The 19,077-nt window shown below is 54.6% G+C and carries 15 protein-coding genes; 12 read left to right on the top strand and 3 right to left on the bottom strand.

Going from position 1 to position 19,077, the window contains the following annotated elements; translation table 11 throughout:
- Nucleotides 1–93 precede the first annotated feature (93 nt).
- Both G5B47_RS00330 and G5B47_RS00325 read left to right on the top strand, forming a co-directional pair.
- Nucleotides 94–1,389, top strand: a complete 1,296-nt coding sequence (locus G5B47_RS00330; RefSeq protein WP_165093203.1) for an Nramp family divalent metal transporter — start codon at nt 94–96, stop codon at nt 1,387–1,389.
- Nucleotides 1,390–2,599: 1,210 nt separating this feature from the next.
- Complete coding sequence (locus G5B47_RS00325; RefSeq protein ID WP_165093202.1) at nt 2,600–2,887, top strand: hypothetical protein; 288 nt, start codon at nt 2,600–2,602, stop codon at nt 2,885–2,887.
- 141 nt (nt 2,888–3,028) lie between these two features.
- On the opposite strand, the gene G5B47_RS00320 is transcribed toward G5B47_RS00325, so the two are convergent.
- Nucleotides 3,029–3,874: a MerR family transcriptional regulator gene (locus tag G5B47_RS00320; RefSeq protein WP_165093200.1), complete on the bottom strand. Its 846-nt coding sequence runs from the start codon at nt 3,872–3,874 to the stop codon at nt 3,029–3,031.
- A gap of 176 nt (nt 3,875–4,050) precedes the next feature.
- Here G5B47_RS00320 and G5B47_RS00315 point away from each other — a divergent pair, with 176 nt between their 5' ends.
- The 3 genes from G5B47_RS00315 (at nt 4,051) to G5B47_RS00305 (ending at nt 6,501) form a co-directional block, all read left to right on the top strand.
- Complete coding sequence (locus tag G5B47_RS00315) at nt 4,051–4,287, top strand: LSm family protein (RefSeq protein ID WP_165093199.1); 237 nt, start codon at nt 4,051–4,053, stop codon at nt 4,285–4,287.
- Nucleotides 4,288–4,429: 142 nt separating this feature from the next.
- The gene (locus G5B47_RS00310; RefSeq protein ID WP_165093197.1) at nt 4,430–5,101 is read left to right on the top strand and encodes a response regulator transcription factor; all 672 of its coding nucleotides are present in this window, start codon (nt 4,430–4,432) and stop codon (nt 5,099–5,101) included.
- The gene (locus G5B47_RS00305; RefSeq protein ID WP_165093196.1) at nt 5,098–6,501 is read left to right on the top strand and encodes a HAMP domain-containing histidine kinase; all 1,404 of its coding nucleotides are present in this window, start codon (nt 5,098–5,100) and stop codon (nt 6,499–6,501) included. Before G5B47_RS00310 ends, G5B47_RS00305 begins: the two co-directional genes overlap by 4 nt.
- A 99-nt stretch (nt 6,502–6,600) precedes the next feature.
- Here the strand turns inward: G5B47_RS00305 and G5B47_RS00300 are convergent, their stop codons facing one another.
- The gene (locus G5B47_RS00300; protein ID WP_165093195.1) at nt 6,601–8,058 is read right to left on the bottom strand and encodes a hypothetical protein; all 1,458 of its coding nucleotides are present in this window, start codon (nt 8,056–8,058) and stop codon (nt 6,601–6,603) included.
- A gap of 180 nt (nt 8,059–8,238) precedes the next feature.
- On the opposite strand from G5B47_RS00300, the gene G5B47_RS00295 reads away from it, so the two are divergent.
- The 3 genes from G5B47_RS00295 to ypfJ all read left to right on the top strand — a co-directional run bounded on the left by G5B47_RS00295 (nt 8,239) and on the right by ypfJ (nt 12,888).
- Complete coding sequence (locus G5B47_RS00295; RefSeq protein ID WP_165095303.1) at nt 8,239–10,068, top strand: assimilatory sulfite reductase (NADPH) flavoprotein subunit; 1,830 nt, start codon at nt 8,239–8,241, stop codon at nt 10,066–10,068.
- 37 nt (nt 10,069–10,105) lie between these two features.
- The gene (cysI, locus tag G5B47_RS00290; RefSeq protein WP_165093193.1) at nt 10,106–11,827 is read left to right on the top strand and encodes an assimilatory sulfite reductase (NADPH) hemoprotein subunit; all 1,722 of its coding nucleotides are present in this window, start codon (nt 10,106–10,108) and stop codon (nt 11,825–11,827) included.
- A gap of 221 nt (nt 11,828–12,048) precedes the next feature.
- The gene (gene ypfJ, locus G5B47_RS00285) at nt 12,049–12,888 is read left to right on the top strand and encodes a KPN_02809 family neutral zinc metallopeptidase (RefSeq protein ID WP_165093191.1); all 840 of its coding nucleotides are present in this window, start codon (nt 12,049–12,051) and stop codon (nt 12,886–12,888) included.
- A gap of 380 nt (nt 12,889–13,268) precedes the next feature.
- Here the strand turns inward: ypfJ and G5B47_RS00280 are convergent, their stop codons facing one another.
- Nucleotides 13,269–13,829 (bottom strand): GNAT family N-acetyltransferase, encoded by a 561-nt coding sequence (locus G5B47_RS00280; protein ID WP_165093190.1) that lies wholly within the window; start codon nt 13,827–13,829, stop codon nt 13,269–13,271.
- A 113-nt stretch (nt 13,830–13,942) separates the two neighbouring features.
- Between G5B47_RS00280 and G5B47_RS00275 the strand changes: the two genes are divergently transcribed.
- From G5B47_RS00275 to hutU, 4 genes are all read left to right on the top strand, one after another.
- Nucleotides 13,943–14,572, top strand: coding sequence for an HAD family hydrolase (locus tag G5B47_RS00275; RefSeq protein ID WP_165093188.1), 630 nt, complete (start codon nt 13,943–13,945; stop codon nt 14,570–14,572).
- Between the two features lie 31 nt (nt 14,573–14,603).
- Nucleotides 14,604–15,662 (top strand): histidinol-phosphate transaminase, encoded by a 1,059-nt coding sequence (hisC, locus tag G5B47_RS00270; protein WP_165093186.1) that lies wholly within the window; start codon nt 14,604–14,606, stop codon nt 15,660–15,662.
- Between the two features lie 243 nt (nt 15,663–15,905).
- Entirely contained in the window at nt 15,906–17,408 is a 1,503-nt protein-coding gene (gene hutH, locus G5B47_RS00265) for a histidine ammonia-lyase (RefSeq protein ID WP_165093184.1), read from the top strand.
- Nucleotides 17,409–19,067: a urocanate hydratase gene (hutU, locus tag G5B47_RS00260; RefSeq protein ID WP_165093182.1), complete on the top strand. Its 1,659-nt coding sequence runs from the start codon at nt 17,409–17,411 to the stop codon at nt 19,065–19,067.
- Nucleotides 19,068–19,077: the final 10 nt, after the last annotated feature.

The following is a 19,077-nucleotide window of genomic DNA, read 5'->3' as shown; positions in this document are numbered from 1 at the left end:
AAAGGGTAAAGGAGAATATAATAAGCCTAAGAAATGTTGCATCAGGTAAACTTTTATGTGCTTGGCTAATTTTTCGGCGAGGAGGTAACTGGTATGATGGAACGTACGTATCCTTTGGGCAACGCCCAGCAAAAAGAAAGACATCTTCTCGCCGCTCATACCGCATTGCAAGGCAGAGGGAAGGGGCTAAAACGAATTCTTCCTTTCCTGGGTCCCGCTTTTATCGCGGCTGTAGCTTATCTCGACCCGGGTAACTTCGCTACTAATATTACGGCTGGCTCCAAGTACGGATATCTCCTGCTCTGGGTGATTGCGGCTTCCAATCTGATGGCGGTACTCATTCAATCCTTGTCCGCAAAGCTTGGCATCGCGACCGGCCTCAATTTGCCAGAGGTTGCCCGCTCGCGCTTTCCGAAGGGAGTCTCCTTCGCCCTCTGGATTCAAAGCGAACTGGTCATTATGGCGACTGACCTGGCTGAATTTCTAGGTGCGGCGCTAGGTCTGTATCTACTGTTTGATATTCCGATGCTGCCCGCGGCGCTGATTACGGCGGCAGGATCTTTTGCCATACTGGAGCTGCAGCGGCGGGGGTATCGTTCGCTTGAAGCGGGAATCGCCACCATGATTCTGGTCGTGGTCCTGGCGTTCGCTTTTCAAGTCGTGATGGCTAAGCCCGATATAGGCGGCGTGGTCCATGGAATCGTGACGCCAAGCTTTCAGGGCGTTGACAGTGTGCTGCTGGCGGCGGGCATTCTTGGCGCAACCGTTATGCCGCACGCGATCTATTTGCACTCCTCGCTTACCCAGAACCGGATTGTGGGCAAGGACGACGTGGAGAAGAAGCAAATTTTCAAGCTGGAGTTCATCGACATTCTGATTGCGATGTTCATTGCGGGCGCGGTGAATATGGCGATGGTGATCGTTTCGGCGGCAACTTTTTTCAAGAACGGTCTTGCCGTTGAGGATCTGGAAGCCGCTTATCATCAGTTCGGTCAGCTGGTCGGCCCCCTTACGGCGGTCTCCTTCGGTCTAGGCCTGCTGATTGCTGGACTCTCCAGCGCTTCTGTCGGCACGATGGCGGGGGATGTCGTGATGCAGGGCTTTATCAGACGAAGAATCAATCTGTATCTCCGGCGCGCGATTACATCGATTCCGCCGCTTGCCATTATTTTGTCAGGCATCGACCCGACGAAGGCGCTTGTCATGAGCCAGGTTATCCTGTCTTTCGGCATCGCGTTTGCGCTCATTCCGCTGATTATCTTCACCAGTGACCGCAAGCTGATGGGCGGACTCGTCAACCGGCGGATCACCACTGCGCTCGGCTGGGTTATTGCCGGAATCGTTGTATCGCTGAATTTGTTCCTGATCGTCCAGACGCTGATTGCATAACGGCGATAACGAGCTGCTTTGGTAAAGAGTTAAGGGTGCTGTCCTTATAGGACGGTACCCTTTTTTGTAATGGGGGACGCCGTTTGTTGTCGTGAAGGGGAGGGTGTGAGGGAGCCGGTAGCGGCCATGCAAGGACGCATGACAGACGCAGGAATTTCCGCCTCGGGCAACGGGCCCACTAACTGGTTCTGCTTCAGGTTGTCCAGTGTCTAGTGTCCGGTTGAGGGTGGCGGGTGTGCGGCAGCTGGCGATTTCCTGCGAATGGGCAGGATTGTCAGGTGAATTTTCTGATGATTCTGTGCCCGTTTTAAGGTCGCCGGGATTTTCCTGCGATTCTGCAGGTTTATCAAGTGGATTTCGCGCAGGAAGAAGGAAAGGATGCAATTGTGCAGCTACTGAAGCCGGCGGGCCGACTGAATGGGGATAGGAGGGGAAATTCCTGCACCTTAGCAGGAATTGAGTCCGGGTAGGAGGAGTTGGACGAAAAAAGATGTATACACGCAGGAATGTTCGAATACCGTAACCTGGCCCGCCCACTATTTCTGTTCAGGGTGTGTACAATGCATGGCGGCCGGTGATTCCTGCTATTGTGCAGGTTTCTCAGGTGAAATGTGCTCAGAAAGAAGGAAAGGGTACGATTGTGCAGCTTTTAGAGCTTACTTGCCATTAAGAAGGAAGATCGGTGGAGAAATGCCTGCACTTTTGTAGGAATTGGTCTGGTTGGGACGATTTGGACGGAAAAAGATGTATACACGCAGGAATGTCTGCTACCAACCCACCAGCCTACCAATCCCGAACCGCCTATCCTCAATCCCTCCACGAACCCAACTACGAACCCACCAATGAACCTATCTACGAACCCCAACTACGAACCGACCTACGAACCTATCCACTACTTCTGTTCAGGGTGTGTCCAGTGTAGGGGCCTAGGAGAATCTGCAGGTTTATCAGGTGAAAATTACCTAGGAGGAAGAAAAAGGATACGATTGTGCAGCTTTTAGAGCTTGTGCGCCGCTTAGAAGGGAGATCGGTGGAAAAATGCCTGCACTTTTGTAGGAATTGGTCTGGGTCGGACGATTTGGACGGAAAAAAATGTATTCACGCAGGAATGCCCTCAGATGATTTGATTCAATGTTTTTATTAATTATATTATTTTCAAAAAAAAACAATATTATGGTATTGATAAATACTTCCAAGGAAGTTGATTTAAATGAGTCATGAGAATAGAAGTAAATTCAATAAATCTAAAGGAGGGGACGAACGCTTCGGGATTGGCACTACTTTCAAACAGGAGAACTGGATAGAACAAAATGATCGGGAAGATCAATATTATGTAGATGAGCAGCTAAGACCTATGCAGCGTATAGAAGGAGGCGGCGGACCTAAGAAGGTCTATTTGCAAAATATGCCTAAACCTGTACGGTATTTTGGGTATTTCTTTGTTTTTGGGGTACCGATTTTATTGATTACCTTAATTATTATTAGTTATTTGAAATAAATGGTATAAATAACAAGCGGGCACATCGGATTATGCTGATTTAAACCCGCTTGTTTTTGTTGGAGTAAATTACTGAACTACGAAAAAATAAGAATGTTTCTGATTATTGACGGGGCGGAAATGTCAACTCGAGACCCCAGCTTACCCGGCTGCAGGGCCAATGGACGTCGATTCCCCCTTTACCACAGGGACCTGAATCTCCGTTAAATAATCCGCCGGATTCTTCTCCGACCACGGACCTTTGTGATAGATCGCCCGGATTGCCCCCGCCATGCCATAACCGTTTCCCGACATCCACACGCCCAGAGCTTGATATGCCTTGCTCATCTCCTCAAAAGGACCGCTGTGAAACAGAACCGCCATTTGCGGCTCCGCTTCCAGCTCCTTCACATGAATGCGTTCCGATTCGGGAGCCTCTCCCTCGAAATGCAGCGTCACCTCGACATCCACATCCTGCTCTTTGTACCCCTGATCGTGATAGATCGCGTAGCAGGGCTGGAGCATTTTGATACCGTTCACTTGTGCGAAACGCGAGATCTCCTCCCATAGAACGCCTTCCGCGTTGTATGCCGGAATAATGTCTCTGAGAGACAGCACCCGGTAGGCCGGGACGCTTTTTAATGCGATGGTATAGTCCATAGTTGAATCCTCCTTGGTTAAATGTTCAAGCATTCTGCCGACGCGCAGCAGTTTTTCATTTTCCTGTTCAATCGTTTCCGCGATCTCTTGCTTCCGCATATCCAACAAATCAAGCAAACGCCGCGTGTTGCCGCTCTCCTTCAGCCATTCCGCGATTTCCGGAAAGCCGAAGCCCATTTCTCTAAGCGACTTAATGAGATGCACCGTTTCAATCTGGCCGGCGGAATAATAGCGGTATCCCGAACTCTGATCAATAGCCGCAGGGGGCAGCAGCCCGATTTCGTCATAGTACCTTAGCATGCGAATAGAAACCCTTGTCAGTCTGGAAAAATCGCCGATCTTTAGCATTGTTCCTCCTAGTTCCGTTATTCACAATCCGGATTGTACCCTAACTCTAAACCCTGCCACCTTGTGAGAGTCAATAGATTTCCGAAAATTCCTGATTAAGCCGGCGGGCTGTACGTTAGCCGTTTCCCGCATACACCGATCCCCATACTATGCAGGTATAAGAGAGGAGTGATTTTGTGGAAGCCTATTACAATTGTTTGAGATGCAAAGGGAGAAAAGTCCGCATTATGACGAGAGACGGCAAAGAGTACAGAGGTACGATTAAAGATGTGGATATGAACAATGTATACCTGGAGCCCGATAGAGGCGGCGTTAGAACCTCGGGCTACTATCCCTATCCTTATCCGTATGGGTATGTGAACCCCATTATCACGCTGAGCTTGTTCACTTTGCTTGCCATCGCACTGATTTGACGGACGGACAGAGCTCTCTTCCACTCTTGGAGGAGGGCTTTTCTTTTGCCTGCCCGAGCCGGTCTTAATCATAGGTTAAGGAATTCGTAGTAGAATAGACAGAGTAATCACGTAAATGGATGCGGAAACGAAAGGACAGCCTATGCATAAAATACTTCTGATCGAGGACGAGAAAAATTTGGCGCGCTTCATCGAATTGGAGCTTCAGCATGCGGGTTACTCGGTTACGGTTGCCTATGACGGAAAAAAAGGCCAGGAGCTGGCCCTCGAAGAGGAATGGGATATGGTGCTGCTTGACCTGATGCTGCCGGGATTGAACGGGCTGGCGGTCTGCACCCATATTCGGGCGGCCAAGGAAACACCGATTATCATGATTACGGCAAGAGACGGATTGGCCGACAAAGTAGCGGGGCTGGACAGCGGGGCGGACGATTATATTTCGAAGCCTTTTGACATTGAAGAGCTGCTGGCCCGGATGCGGTCCCTGCTTCGCCGGTCAGGCCAAGCTAACAAGTCCCGGGTCCTGCGCTGCTCGGATCTGGAGCTGGACGTGGAAGGACGGACGGTAACGAAGAATGGAACGGCCATCGAATTGACGAAGCGGGAGTTCGAGATTTTGCAGGAACTGATGGAGAATCTGGGACGGGTCATGACGCGCGAGATGCTGATGGAAGCCATCTGGGGTTACGACTCCGAGGTTGACAGCAAAGCGGTCGATGTATACATCAGCTATATCCGGAACAAAATCGACGAGCAGGGTAAACCGAGCCTGATCCAGACGCTGCGCGGCCTCGGCTACGTGATGCGGAGATGAGCAGGCTGAGAAACGGGCTGGCCCGGCTGTCCATCCGCTGGAAAATGACATTATGGGCGGCAGCATTAATGTGTATTTTATTTATTGCTTACAACGCGATTCAGTATATAGTCATCAACAACTGGATGTTCGCCGAGACCGAGAGCGCTGCGCTGAAGAGCGCGGAGGAAATCAGCAGCTATTTCGAAATTGAGCAGGTGAAGGAGTCGTCCGTCCGAAGCATCCGGCCGTTCATTGAAAGTCTGAACTCGAGGAATCAGATGATCCGGATTTTGGACAGGCAGGGCACTCCCGTCCTTACGGTCTCCGACAATCTGCCGGAAGATTGGATCGCTCCGAGACAGGCATACAGCACCGCATCTGTTACCGCGTGGCACGGCGATGACCATCTGTTGGTCATTCGTAGACCCGTTGGCACGGCGTCCTTTACCGGAACGATCGAGATTGTGAATAATCTGGAGAACTCGGACAAGCTGAGCCGGATGCTGCTTGCTGTCATGCTGGCCGGGTTCCTCGGAGCGTTCCTACTTAGCGGACTGGGCGGAATCTTCCTGTCCCGCAAGCTGCTGGGCCCGATCCGCGAATTGACGGTTACGATGAACAATATCAAGCGCAAAGGTCTGCAGGAGCGGGTAGCCGTTCCCAACGGCAAAGACGAGCTCGGCAACCTCGCCAATGTCTTCAATGAACTGATGAACCAATTGGAGCAGGCGTTTCACAACCAGCAGCAGTTTGTAGCGGACGCCTCTCATGAGCTAAGGACACCGATCTCCATTATCGAGGGGCATATCTCGCTGCTGAACCGTTGGGGCAAGAATAATCCGGATATTTTGGAGGAGTCGCTCCAGGTCTCGGTACAGGAGCTTGGGCGGCTGAAGAACATCGTCAACGATTTGCTGGAGCTTACCCGCGCGGAAGCCTTGCGGAGCGACGGCGATTTTTCCGCAACGCCGGTGATTGATACGGTTAACTATGCCGTCCAAAATTTCGAGCTGCTGTATCCCGAGTTCGTGTTTCAGCGCAGGCTTGATCCGGCTGCTGGAGCCAAGGTTAACATGAAGCATCATCTTCTGGAGCAGGTGCTGCTCATCGTGCTGGACAATGCCGTCAAATATTCCGCGGAGCGCAAGGAAATATCTGTTTCAGCTGCGGTGACCGGCGGAAGCGTCGGCATTTCGGTCATTGACCGAGGAATCGGGATTACGGATGAGGATCTGCCGCATGTGTTCCAGCGTTTTTACAGAGCAGACAAATCGCGAAGCCGGGCGCAGGGGGGAACGGGCCTTGGGCTGGCCATCGCGGAACGGCTTATGCGGGCACACGGCGGCTCAATATCCATCGCAAGCGAGCCCGCAGAAGGGACGACGGTAACGCTTCACCTCCCCCTGTTGGCACACTAAATAGAAACGGCTTGGCTCTTCTCCGAATGAGAGAGGGCCAAGCCGTTTTTTTACCCAACCGTTTGGTATAGGGGATGATGCGGGTGAGAGGTTGTCCGTTTACGTTTTTTTGCCGCCGTCATAGAAGAACACGCTGCCAAAGCGCCCCCGGTAGACGGGCTCGCCGAAGGCTTTTCGCCAGCCCTCGAACAGGCGTGTGGAAGCGTTGCTGCGGACAATGATGTATTCGGGCTTGTCGTAGGCCGCAATGTCCGGCAATGCGTCGGAGAAGCCGTACATCGACCGCTCGAATGCGGTCCAGCCGTATGCGCCGAGCGATTCGCGGGTGATGAAAGGGTCCTGCCTGCCGTCGCACAGAACGTCGCCTCCCCGGTACATCACATAGCCGGAGGAGCCGTAGGGCGCCAGCACTTTCGGACGTGCGGTTCCCGTATGATATTTTAAAATATATGCCATCTCATCGACGGGGTAGCTGCGGGCGCTCACAGCAGGAGGGGAAGTGAAATTGAGAATGCAGTTGATGAGCAGGCCTCCTGCAAGCGCGGTCTTGATTATCCATGGCTTTAACCGAAGATCGGCCTTCCGCATCCATGGAAAAGCTTCAAAGAACGCCCCGGCGAAATACGGAATGAACAGCCACATGAACAGGTTCTGCTTAAAGTTGGATACACCGAGATACAGAATTCCCAGCATCAGAAAGAACCGGAACGGCTTCCGGTACAGCGAGAAGGGGAGGGTCAGGGCAAAAAACAGAAGCAGCAGCGTCATGGCCGACGTATCCCATTTGCCAAACGCGATTGGCTGCCATTCGTTGATCAGCATGTTGAAGTTATTTTTGCTCACCGTCAATATGTACAGCAGGCTCTTGATGCCCCCCGGATTGGGGAGACCGGCCAGGACCACCCCGGCAAAAACAAACATGCGCCGTTTATCCAGCTTCCGCGCAATCCAGGCTTCGAGGACGGCCATTCCCGTGAACACAACGATAACAAGCCAGACCCCCGCATGAAAATTGGCGATTCCCAGCGAGAGGGCGAGCATGGCAGCCGCCGGTTTAAGCAGTGGCCGGATCTGGAACCTTCGCAAATATACAAAGAACCACACAATCATCCACGACGAAACCATCTGCGGCCGGCCCTTGAAGTAGTTGTAGTAAATCCACACTGAAATCAGCAGCACAAAAGGCAGAAGAAGCGGATGATCTTCCTTGAAGCCCAGCTCCCTGCGCGAAATTTTGGCCATCTGCAGCAGCCCCAGAATTAACAGAAACAGACAGAATGCCGTCAGCAGATAAACACCGGGCCAGCCGAACGCCATATACAGGCCCGCAGCGACCAGTTGAAACCCGAATTCATGCGGAATATAGGGCAGCCTGTCCCCGTAAAAAGTATGTATGGCGTGATGCAGCACGGTATGGTTCCGAATCATATACTGCCCGAGCTCGATGTGCCAGAAGGTATCCGGATCATTATAAGAATACTTCGGAAACATAGCCAGAATCACGGCTGTTACGAGCAGTCCGTAGGCGGCTTTGAGCCATTTGGATGTTGTCAGCAAAATATTACCCCCAGTTCTCTGTATAAACAACTGTTCGTTTATAACTATAACTGATAAAAGCTATAAAATGATAATAATTGACCTGTCTCACCTACTATGATAGGTTCTAAAGAGGGATATACTAAATGAGATAAAAATACTTGGAATTTATTAAGATGAACATGAGGCGGGTGGATATTGTTGGAACTTCAAGTAACGAATAGTCCGTTTAATCAGGAGCAGGCGGAGCTGCTGAACCGTCTTCTGCCAACCCTTTCGGAAGGCCAGCGGGTCTGGCTCAGCGGTTATCTGACAGCTCTCGGGGCTGCGGCCCTCGCGCCTTCAGTTGGAGCGGTTTCGGCTGTGAATGTACAGGCTGTGTCTGCGCCTGTGAGCGCGATAACGAAGGAAGTAACCGTGCTTTTCGGATCACAGACGGATAACGCCCGCAGACTGGCGAAGAAATTCGCCAAGAGACTCGAGGAGCTCGGATTCAAGGTCGTTCTGTCCGCAATGAGCGATTTCAAACCGAATACGCTCAAGAAGGTCGAGAACCTTCTTGTTCTGGTAAGCACCCACGGTGAAGGGGAGCCGCCGGACAACGCGATTTCCTTCTATGAATTCCTGCACAGCAAACGGGCGCCGGTGCTTTCTTCGCTGCGTTACTCCGTACTGGCGCTTGGGGATATGTCCTATGAATTCTTCTGCAAGACAGGCAAGGATTTCGATGTGCGTCTGGAGGAGCTGGGAGGCAAGCGCATCGTTCCCCGGACCGATTGCGACGTCGATTTCGAAGAGCCGGCCGCCGAGTGGATGAACGCCGTTATTGCCGCTCTCGAGGAAGGAACCCCGATTCATGCGGCGGGCAACGCCGAGGCCGTCCTCGCGGAGACCGGAACCGAATCGGAATATTCGAGAAGCAATCCGTTCTACGCCGAGGTGCTGGAGAATCTGAACCTCAACGGGCGCGGCTCGGACCGTGAAACCCGTCATCTCGAGCTTTCTCTGGAAGGCTCCAATCTGAAATACGAGCCGGGCGACAGCCTCGGGGTGTATCCCGAGAATCATCCGCGGCTTGTTGATGAACTGATCCAGGCTGCTGGCTGGAAGCCGGAAGAGCCGGTTCCGGCGGGCAAAAGCGGCGAGCTTCCGCTTCGCGAAGCGCTCCTACGCCATTATGAAATCACGGTACTGACCAAGCCGCTGCTTGAGCAGGCGGCCGCTCTGGCGCCTGGAAGCGGGCTGAAGGAGCTGCTGGCGCCGGGCCGCGAGCAGGAGCTTCGGGCGTATGCCGAGGACCGGGATTTGCTTGATCTCGTGCAGGATTATGCCCTGACCGGCATTCCGGCCGCTAATTTCGTGAAGATTCTGCGGAAGCTTCCTGCACGGCTGTACTCCATTTCCAGTAGTCCGGAAGCGTACCCGGACGAGGTCCATATCACGGTCCGCGCGGTACGCTACGAGACCCGGGGAAGAGACCGCTACGGCGTCTGCTCCGTCCAGCTGGCGGAACGGATTCAGCCGGGGGACAAACTGCCGTTGTTCATTCAGAGTAATTCGAATTTCAAGCTTCCGGAGAACCCGGACGCGCCGGTAATCATGATCGGACCGGGAACGGGTGTCGCTCCTTTCCGCGCTTTTCTTGGAGAGCGCGAGGAGACCGGGGCGCAAGGCAAGACATGGCTGTTCTATGGCGACCAGCATTTCTCCACCGACTTCCTGTACCAGGTTGAATGGCAGCGCTGGCTCAAGGAAGGCGTGCTGACCCGGATGGATGTCGCATTCTCCCGGGATACCGACAAGAAAGTCTACGTCCAGCACCGCATGCTGGAGAAAGCAAGCGAACTGTACCTGTGGCTGCAGGAAGGCGCCGTGGTATATGTATGCGGCGACGAGAAGAAAATGGCGCATGACGTCCACAAGGCGCTTGCCGCGATTCTCGAGCAGGAGGGCGGACTCAGCCCGGAGGCAGCCGCCGAATATTTGACCCAGATGCAGCAGCAAAAACGTTACCAGCGCGATGTATATTAAGCCCGCAACAATCAATCGCCGAGAGGAGTAGAGCAACATGGCAGTTTACGAAAAATATCCGCCGCATGACGCTCCCCACAGCGATGTGGAGGATATCAAGCGCAGAAGTAATTATTTGCGGGGAAGCCTCACGGAGACGTTGGCCGATCCCCTCACAGGCTCCATTCCCGAGGACGATAACCGCCTGATGAAGCATCACGGCAGCTACATGCAGGATGACCGTGACCTCCGGGCTGAGCGGGCCAAATCGAAACTGGAGCCGGCTTACCAATTCATGCTCCGCGTTCGCGCAGCCGGCGGGGTCGTTACACCCGATCAATGGCTGATGATGGACCGGGTTTCCCATAAATACGGCAACGGCACCATCCGTTTGACGACCCGCCAGTCTTTCCAGCTTCACGGCGTCATCAAATGGAATCTGAAAAAGACGATTAAGGAAGTCAACGATTCGCTGCTGAGCACGCTTGCCGCCTGCGGCGACGTGAACCGCAACGTCATGTGCAACCCGAATCCGTACCAATCGGAGATTCACTCTGAGGTCTACGAGTTGGCGAGCAAGGTCAGCGATCATCTCGATCCGCGTTCGAGAGCGTATTACGAAATCTGGCTGGACGGCGAAAAGGTCGTCGACAGCCAGGACGGCGCCGAGCAGGAGCCGATTTACGGCCCAGTCTATCTGCCGCGCAAGTTCAAGATCGGGATTGCCGTACCCCCGTCCAATGATGTGGACGTGTTCTCCCAGGATCTGGGCCTTATCGCGATTATCGAAGACGGCCGCCTTGCAGGCTTCAACGTAAGCGTAGGCGGTGGCATGGGCATGACCCATGGCGATCCGAAGACCTACCCGCAGCTTGCCAAGGTCATTGGCTTCATTACGCCGGAGCAGCTGATCGACGTGGCCGAGAAGACGGTTACCATTCAACGGGATTACGGCGACCGCGCCGTCCGCAAGCATGCCCGTTTCAAATATACACTTGACGACCGGGGCCTCGATTGGTTCACCGGCGAGCTGACCGAGCGCCTCGGCTGGGCGCTGCAGGATGCGCGTCCTTTCAAGTTTGACCATAACGGCGACCGTTACGGCTGGGTCAAGGGAAGCGACGGCAAATGGCATTTCACGCTCTTCATCCAGAACGGCCGGATCAAGGATGAGGAAGGATATCCGCTGATGACGGGCCTGCGCGAAATCGCCAAGGTCCATACGGGCGACTTCCGTCTGACGGCTAACCAGAACCTGATCATCGGCGGCATTACGAGCCGCAATAAGAAGAAAATCGAAGGTCTGATCAAGGAATACGGATTGACCGACGGCATTCAATACTCGGCGCTGCGCCGGAATTCGATGGCCTGCGTGGCGCTTCCGACCTGCGGCCTGGCTATGGCCGAGTCCGAGCGCTATCTGCCGGAGCTGCTGGACAAGCTTGATCTGATGCTGGAAGAAGCCGGGCTCCGCGACGAGGACATTGTTATCCGCATGACCGGCTGCCCGAACGGCTGCGCCCGCCCGGCGCTGGCGGAGCTGGCATTCATCGGCAAGGCTCCGGGCAAATACAATATGTATTTGGGAGGCAGCTTTACCGGCGATCGGCTGAGCAAGCTGTACAAAGAGAATATCGGAGAAACCGAGATTCTGGGGACGCTGGGGCCGATCTTCAACCGGTACGCGAAGGAACGGGAGGGCGGCGAGCATTTCGGCGATTTCGTCATCCGCGCAGGCTACGTCCCGGCAGTGCTGGACGGCCGGGATTTCCATGCCTGATATCGGTTAGAAGACTATAACCGAAGAAAATACGCATCCTTTTGAATTAAAAAGTAAGCGGCGAGGGCTTCCATACTGGAGGCTCTCGTCTTTGTTTTGCCTTCAGACCCTTAAAATTTACACAATCCAAATGTGACGAAAACCGCCGATCCTGGGTAATCACTAGTGTCATACAATGCAGTCCGGCTGTTCTACAACATCTGCGGAAGGAGATGACGCAAATGAAGTGGCAGGGGAGAAGAGGAAGCTCGAACGTGGAAGACCGCAGAGGCATGGGAGGCAAAGCGGTTATCGGCGGAGGGCTTGGAGTGGGCGGGATTATCATTTATCTGATCATCATGCTGCTCGGCGGGAATCCTGGCGATATCCTGGACAACATCACGACGACCACAACCAGCACTCAAACCTCCGGCGAATACCAGCCGTCCAAACAGGAGCAGGAGCTGGAAAAGTTTGTATCCGTTGTTCTCGCCGATACGGAGGATGTCTGGTCTGAAGTATTCAGACAGAAAGGGCTTTCGTATGAAAAACCGAAGCTTGTCTTATATACGAACAGCGTTCAATCGGCCTGCGGCACCTCAAGCTCGGCGGTAGGCCCGTTCTATTGTCCGGGCGACCATAAGCTGTATATCGATTTAAGCTTCTATGACGAGCTTCAGCAGAGGTTCCAGGCTCCCGGTGACTTTGCGATGGCTTATGTCATTGCCCATGAGGTTGGACACCATGTGCAGACACTGCTCGGCACTACGGATAAATACGCTTCCCGTATGCAGCAGGACAACGCGTATCAGGTCCGGTTCGAGCTGCAGGCGGATTACTTGGCCGGCGTCTGGGCGCATTACGCACAGGACAAGAATTTGCTCGAAGCGGGGGACATTGACGAGGCCCTGAACGCGGCAAGCGCTGTGGGCGATGATACTTTGCAGGAGAAGGCCAGAGGCTACGCCGTCCCGGAAACCTTCACGCACGGCACTTCGGAGCAGAGGAAGACGTGGTTCAATAAAGGGTTTGAGTCGGGGACCATTGAGGGCGGAGACACCTTTGCCGCAGGCTCGCTGTAGGTCCTGTGAAAACAAGGAATCTTGGGTCGGCACAACCTTTTCAATAAACATGCCGGGACGGTTTCGGCAGGCTCCATTTCGGGTAATAATAATCAGGTGGGAAGTGGAAGGTATCAATTGTCGGCTGGAAAGACATGAAGTGTGTAATTCCGAAAGGTAGTTGATTCACCCATGTACTATCTGAAAGGCAGAAGAAGATCTTTGCGAAGGTCGATTCTTCGTAAATGGATTTCAGGGAAATTACCCTAGCAAGAGGGTATTCGCATAGAACGTTCACTTCTCACCATTAATGCTCTGCGACGTTAGCCGCAGAGCTTGTTTTTTGTAGATCGAGAGGGGCACCAATCGGTGCTTTTCTTTTCGTTATGTAGCGGTATAGTCTATCCCCGGCGATAGGCCCGTTTGTGAAAAGATTCGATATACCGGAAAAGGGAACGGCCGTCGTCCGTGACTGCCACTTCGAGATTCAGCGGCAGCAGCATTGCCGTGTACGGCTCCGGAACCCAAATGTATTGATGGACATACGCGGTCTTGATGAAGCCGCAGCGCTCCCAGAAGTGAAACCGCTCGGCATGCGCGGGCGTATCCCCGGCTTCCACCTCAATGATAATCGCCGAGACGCCGTGCGCCTTGACGGCCCAGTCCCGGATTTTGCCGAGAAACGCTCTTCCGATGCCTTTGCCTCGCAAATCCGCCCGGACGGCCATGTAATCAATAATCAGCTTGGTGTCCGGCGCGGACCCGGCCAGTCCCGTCACCGCCATCGCTTCCGCCTCGTCCCCATACATGAGAACATGCATGACCGCGATTCCCATTTCCAGCATGCTTCGCAGCAATCCCTCCGGTTTGGCCCCGCTGGGGAAAGCTTCCCGGTAGATCGTACCGGCTGCTCTCCAGTACCCGTCGTCCCAATGCGTCAGCGTTACAAATTCCTGTCTCATACTCGCCTCCGGTTTCGGTCTTTGTTGACCGCATTCCTTGCATAAAATATGATCTAACTATATCATAAGGCATTTTTGGCAAACGATCACACTAGGAGATGGAGGAGAAAAGCATGTACAATTCCATTATTTTTGATGTCGACGGAACATTGATCGATACCGAAGAGGCGGTGATCCGTGGGCTGCAAACCATGCTCAAAAACGACTACGGCAGAGTGGTGGAGAGGGAGAAGCTTACCTTCGTGCTGGGTCTTCCCGGCAAGGATTCGCTGCCGCAGCTGGGCATTGAGGATGTGAAGCGGGCTCATGACCGGTGGAATCATTTCATCCATGAGTTCTTTGATACGGCTAAGGTGTTCGATGGGATTAACGAGTTGCTTGAAGGGCTGAAGAAGAAAAAAGCAACGGTCGGCGTCGTGACCTCAAAGACGTCTCAGGAAGTGATCGACGATTTCAACCCGTTCGGACTTACGGATTACATGGCTTACACCGTCTGCTCAAGCGATACGACAAAGCATAAGCCGAATCCCGAGCCATTGCTGAAATATCTCGAAATTTCGGGCGCCGATCCCCGGAAATCCATTTATATCGGTGACACCATCTATGATTATCAGTGTGCGAGAGACGCGGGCATCGACTTTGGCCTTGCGGTGTGGGGCTGCATTAATCAGGAGAACATCGACGCCAAGTTCAAATTTGAAAAACCAACGGACCTTCTTGAATTTGTCGAAACCGTAAAGTGAGCGAATTAGATACTGGAAAAGGAGTGCGGGCATGAGTAAATATTGGAGCGAAACGGTAAAAGGCATTACCCCCTATGTACCCGGTGAACAGCCGGGAGCCAGGAAGGTTATCAAGCTGAACACGAACGAGAATCCATACCCGCCGTCGGATCAGGTGCTGGAAGCGATGAAAGCCGCCGTATCTGAACGGCTCAAGCTGTATCCCGACCCGGAATGCAAGGGACTCCGGCAAGCAGCCGCCGACTACTATGAACTCCCTTTGGATTATATTTTTGCCGGCAACGGCTCGGACGAAATTTTGGCTTTTTGCTTCAAGGCTTTTTTCAACCCGGGAGAGACGATCCTATTCCCCGACATTACGTACAGCTTCTATGAAGTGTATGCCAGACTGTTCGAGATCTCCTATGAAAAAATCCCGCTGGACGAGCATTTCGACATCCCTCTTGAATCTTTTTTTGGGCCGAACGGCGGCGTTCTGCTCGCCAATCCGAATGCGCCAACCGGAAAATTCACCCCCGTCGACCGTATCCGGCAAATTCTTGAGCATAATCCGGATAAAGTCGTCATCATCGACGAAGCGTACATCGATTTCGGCGGCGAATCCTGCGTGCCGCTGATTCCGGATTATCCGAACCTGCTTGTCGTTCACACGTTTTCCAAGTCGCGTTCGCTTGCAGGGCTGCGCATTGGGCTGGCTCTGGGGCAGAGCGAACTGATCGAAGGCCTGAACCGGGTGAAGAACAGCATCAACTCCTACACTTTGGATGCCGTTGCCCAGGTCGGCGGGGAGCAGTCGCTTCGGGATACGGCAGCGTTTGAGCGCAATGTGCGCCGGATCGTTGAGACCCGGGAGCATACGGTCAAGTCGCTGCGGGAATTGCAGTTCGAGGTGATTGACTCGCGGGCTAATTTTATTTTTGCGACGCATCCCGGGATTCCGGCCGCCGAGCTATTCGATGCCCTCCGGCAGCGGGATATCATCGTCCGTTATTTTGCCAAGCCCAGAATCGACAATTATTTGCGAATCAGTATCGGGACGGATGAAGAAATGGAGGCCCTTTGCCGGGCGCTGGAAGACATTGTACGTTAAAAATAACCTGTGACCGGTTGAATATCCGCCGCCGCTTATACATATAGTCTCATTACAACGATTTAAGCCGCTTGCACAGGGTTGCCACAGGAAGGGTGGAGCCGGATGAAACGGTCAAATCAAAGAAGAGGCTGTACGGCTCAAAATTAACCGTCCATTCAGGGCTATGCCTGGAAATTTCGCTTCCCGGGCATGGCCCTTTTTGTCTTTTTTCCTGTGCAGCTATGAGAAGGAGGGGTTCCGGTGATACAACTCGACGGAGACAGTCTGACGCTGAAACAGGTCGCCGGCGCGATATTCTCCGGAGACAAGGTGAAGATCAGCGATGAGGCCCGGGTCAAGGTCAACCAATCCAGAGCGGTAATTGATTCTATTGTAAAGCAGGGACGAAGTGTGTACGGGGTAACGACAGGTTTCGGGAAATTCAGCGATACCGTTATTTCGGCCAAAGATGCGGAGAAGCTGCAGCTCAACCTGATCCGCAGCCACGCCTGCGCCGTCGGGGAGCCGCTGCCCCCGGATACGGTCCGAACGATGCTGCTGCTGAGAGCCAACGCACTGGCCAAAGGCTACTCCGGCATTACGGCGGACGCGCTGCAGCTGCTTATCGATATGCTGAACGGCGGAATCACCCCGGTCATCCCCTCCCAGGGCTCGCTTGGAGCAAGCGGCGATCTGGCGCCGCTCTCGCATTTGGCGCTCGTGCTTGTGGGGGAAGGAGAAGCGCTGGTGCAAGGGGAGCGGATATCCGGCTCCGAGGCGCTGCGCCGGGGAGGCCTTACGCCGATCAGACTGCGGGCCAAGGAAGGGCTGGCGTTAATCAACGGCACGCAGGCGATGACGGCGATCGGAGTGATGGCCTATCTGGAGGCTGGCCGTCTTGCCGCCCTTGCAGACGGCGTTGCGGCCCTGACGCTTGAAGCGCTGAGAGGAATAACCGACGTCTTCGCGCCCGGTTCCCATCTGGTAAGGCCTTACCCGGAGCAGAGGCTTGTCGCCGGGCGCATTCTTGACATGCTGAACGGCAGCGCGCTTACGACCGCGCAGGGAGAAATCCGCACCCAGGACGCTTATTCCCTTAGGTGCATTCCCCAGGTGCACGGTGCAGTTCGGCAGGTGCTTGCCTACGTGAGGGAGAAACTGCTCATCGAGATCAATTCGGCAACGGATAATCCGCTCGTGTTCCCGGATACCGGCGAGGTGGTTTCAGGCGGCAATTTTCACGGCCAGCCCATTGCCTTCGCGATGGATTTCCTTGGCATTGGTATGGCCGAAATCGCCAGCATCTCCGAGCGCCGAATCGAACGGCTCGTGAATCCGCAGCTAAGCGACCTGCCGGCTTTCCTGAGCCCCGATCCGGGCCTGCAGTCCGGCATGATGATCGCCCAATATGTCGCGGCCTCGCTGGTCTCGGAGAACAAGACGCTGGCGCATCCCTCCAGCGTGGATTCTATTCCTTCGTCAGCGAACCAGGAGGACCATGTCAGCATGGGCACAACGGCGGCACGGCACGCAGCTCTCATCGTCGGGAATGGCTACAAGGTGCTGGCGATTGAGGCGATCTGTGCGGCTCAGGCTGCGGAAATCAGGGGGGCCGAGCGTCTTGCTCCGGCAACCCGGAAGCTGCTTGGCCTGATTCGTTCGGTCGTGCCTCCCTTGACGGAAGACCGATCCATGAGCGGAGATATCGAGCGGCTCGCGCACCGTATGAAGACGCAGGACTGGGGCATGGAAGGGGGATTTTGAATGCCGGATCATGGGCGTATTATCCGCGCTCCGCGCGGCACGAAACTGAACACCAAGGGCTGGGTGCAGGAGGCCGCCTTACGTATGCTGATGAACAATCTGGACCCTGAGGTGGCGGAGCATCCGGATCAGCTCGTCGTCTACGGCGGCATCGGCCGGGCGGCCCGCAGCTGGGAGGCATTCGACCGGATCGTCGCCTCTCTGAAGGAGCTTGAAGAGGACGAAACGCTGCTGATTCAGTCGGGGAAGCCTGTGGCGATATTCAGAACGACCAAGGACTCGCCCCGCGTGCTGCTGGCGAACTCCAATCTGGTTCCTGCCTGGGCGAACTGGGACACCTTTCATGAACTCGATAAAAAAGGGCTGATAATGTACGGCCAGATGACCGCCGGGAGCTGGATCTATATCGGTACGCAGGGGATTCTTCAGGGGACCTACGAAACGTTTGCAGAATTAGCCAGGCAGCATTTCGGGGGCGCTTTGAAGGGGACGATCACGGTGACCGCCGGTATGGGAGGCATGGGAGGAGCCCAGCCGCTCGCCGTTACGATGAATGATGGCGTCGTAATCGGCATAGACGTTGACAAGTCCCGGATTTTAAAAAGAATCGGAACCCGCTACTGCGACCTGCTGGCGGAGGATCTTGACGATGCGCTTGCCTTAGCCGCAGAAGCGAAGGGGCACAAGCGGCCCCTTTCCATCGGTCTCGTGGGCAATGCCGCGGAGGTGCTGCCGGAGATGATCCGCCGGGGCTTTATTCCCGACATCGTTACCGATCAGACCTCGGCGCATGACCCGATGAACGGCTATTTGCCGGCAGGGTTGACGCTGGAAGAGGGGAGCTTGCTGAGGAACAGCAGCCCGGAGCAGTACATCCGGCAGGCGAAAGCCTCCATCGCCGTTCATGTGCGGGCCATGCTCGAAATGAAACGTCAGGGGGCCATCACCTTCGATTATGGCAATAACATCCGGCAAATTGCCTTCGATGAAGGCGTTAAGGACGCCTTTGCTTTTCCGGGATTCGTCCCGGCCTATATCCGTCCGCAATTTTGCGAGGGAAAAGGGCCGTTTCGCTGGGTGGCACTGTCGGGCGACCCGGAGGATATTTACAAGACCGATGAAGTGATCTTGCGCGAATTTGCAGACAACGAAGGGCTGTGCAAATGGATTCGGCTGGCGCGCGAGAAGGTGGCGTTTCAGGGGCTGCCGGCCCGCATCTGCTGGCTTGGCTACGGCGAGCGCGCCCGCTTCGGGAAGATCATCAACGAGATGGTGGCATCCGGTGAGCTGAGCGCACCGACTGTGATCGGCCGGGATCACCTCGACGCCGGATCGGTGGCCTCCCCCAACCGGGAGACCGAGCGCATGAAGGACGGCAGCGACGCTGTGGCAGACTGGCCGATCCTGAATGCTCTCGTCAACACCGCCGCCGGGGCGAGCTGGGTGTCGGTGCATCATGGCGGCGGGGTCGGCATGGGGTATTCGCTGCACGCGGGAATGGTTGTCGTTGCGGACGGGACGGAGGATGCCGGCAGACGGCTGGAGCGCGTACTGACGACAGATCCCGGCATGGGCGTCGTCCGTCACGCGGATGCCGGGTATGAGCTTGCCATGGAAACCGCGAGGAACAAGGGAATCCAAATCCCGGGATTGCAGTAAAGGAGGTCGG

Origin of the sequence: Paenibacillus apii (genome assembly GCF_011043685.1) — a bacterium.
In the GTDB taxonomy this organism is placed as follows: domain Bacteria; phylum Bacillota; class Bacilli; order Paenibacillales; family Paenibacillaceae; genus Paenibacillus_AQ; species Paenibacillus_AQ sabinae.
Note: the sequence above shows the minus strand (reverse complement) of the source record. Positions and strands in the feature narration are given on the sequence as shown.

Coding starts and splice junctions, on each gene's coding strand:
- G5B47_RS00330 (WP_165093203.1), top strand. CDS start 94: ATGATGGAACGTACGTATCCTTTGGGCAACGCCCAGCAAAAAGAAAGA.
- G5B47_RS00325 (WP_165093202.1), top strand. CDS start 2,600: ATGAGTCATGAGAATAGAAGTAAATTCAATAAATCTAAAGGAGGGGAC.
- G5B47_RS00320 (WP_165093200.1), bottom strand. CDS start 3,874: ATGCTAAAGATCGGCGATTTTTCCAGACTGACAAGGGTTTCTATTCGC.
- G5B47_RS00310 (WP_165093197.1), top strand. CDS start 4,430: ATGCATAAAATACTTCTGATCGAGGACGAGAAAAATTTGGCGCGCTTC.
- G5B47_RS00305 (WP_165093196.1), top strand. CDS start 5,098: ATGAGCAGGCTGAGAAACGGGCTGGCCCGGCTGTCCATCCGCTGGAAA.
- cysI (WP_165093193.1), top strand. CDS start 10,106: ATGGCAGTTTACGAAAAATATCCGCCGCATGACGCTCCCCACAGCGAT.
- ypfJ (WP_165093191.1), top strand. CDS start 12,049: ATGAAGTGGCAGGGGAGAAGAGGAAGCTCGAACGTGGAAGACCGCAGA.
- G5B47_RS00280 (WP_165093190.1), bottom strand. CDS start 13,829: ATGAGACAGGAATTTGTAACGCTGACGCATTGGGACGACGGGTACTGG.
- G5B47_RS00275 (WP_165093188.1), top strand. CDS start 13,943: ATGTACAATTCCATTATTTTTGATGTCGACGGAACATTGATCGATACC.
- hisC (WP_165093186.1), top strand. CDS start 14,604: ATGAGTAAATATTGGAGCGAAACGGTAAAAGGCATTACCCCCTATGTA.
- hutU (WP_165093182.1), top strand. CDS start 17,409: ATGCCGGATCATGGGCGTATTATCCGCGCTCCGCGCGGCACGAAACTG.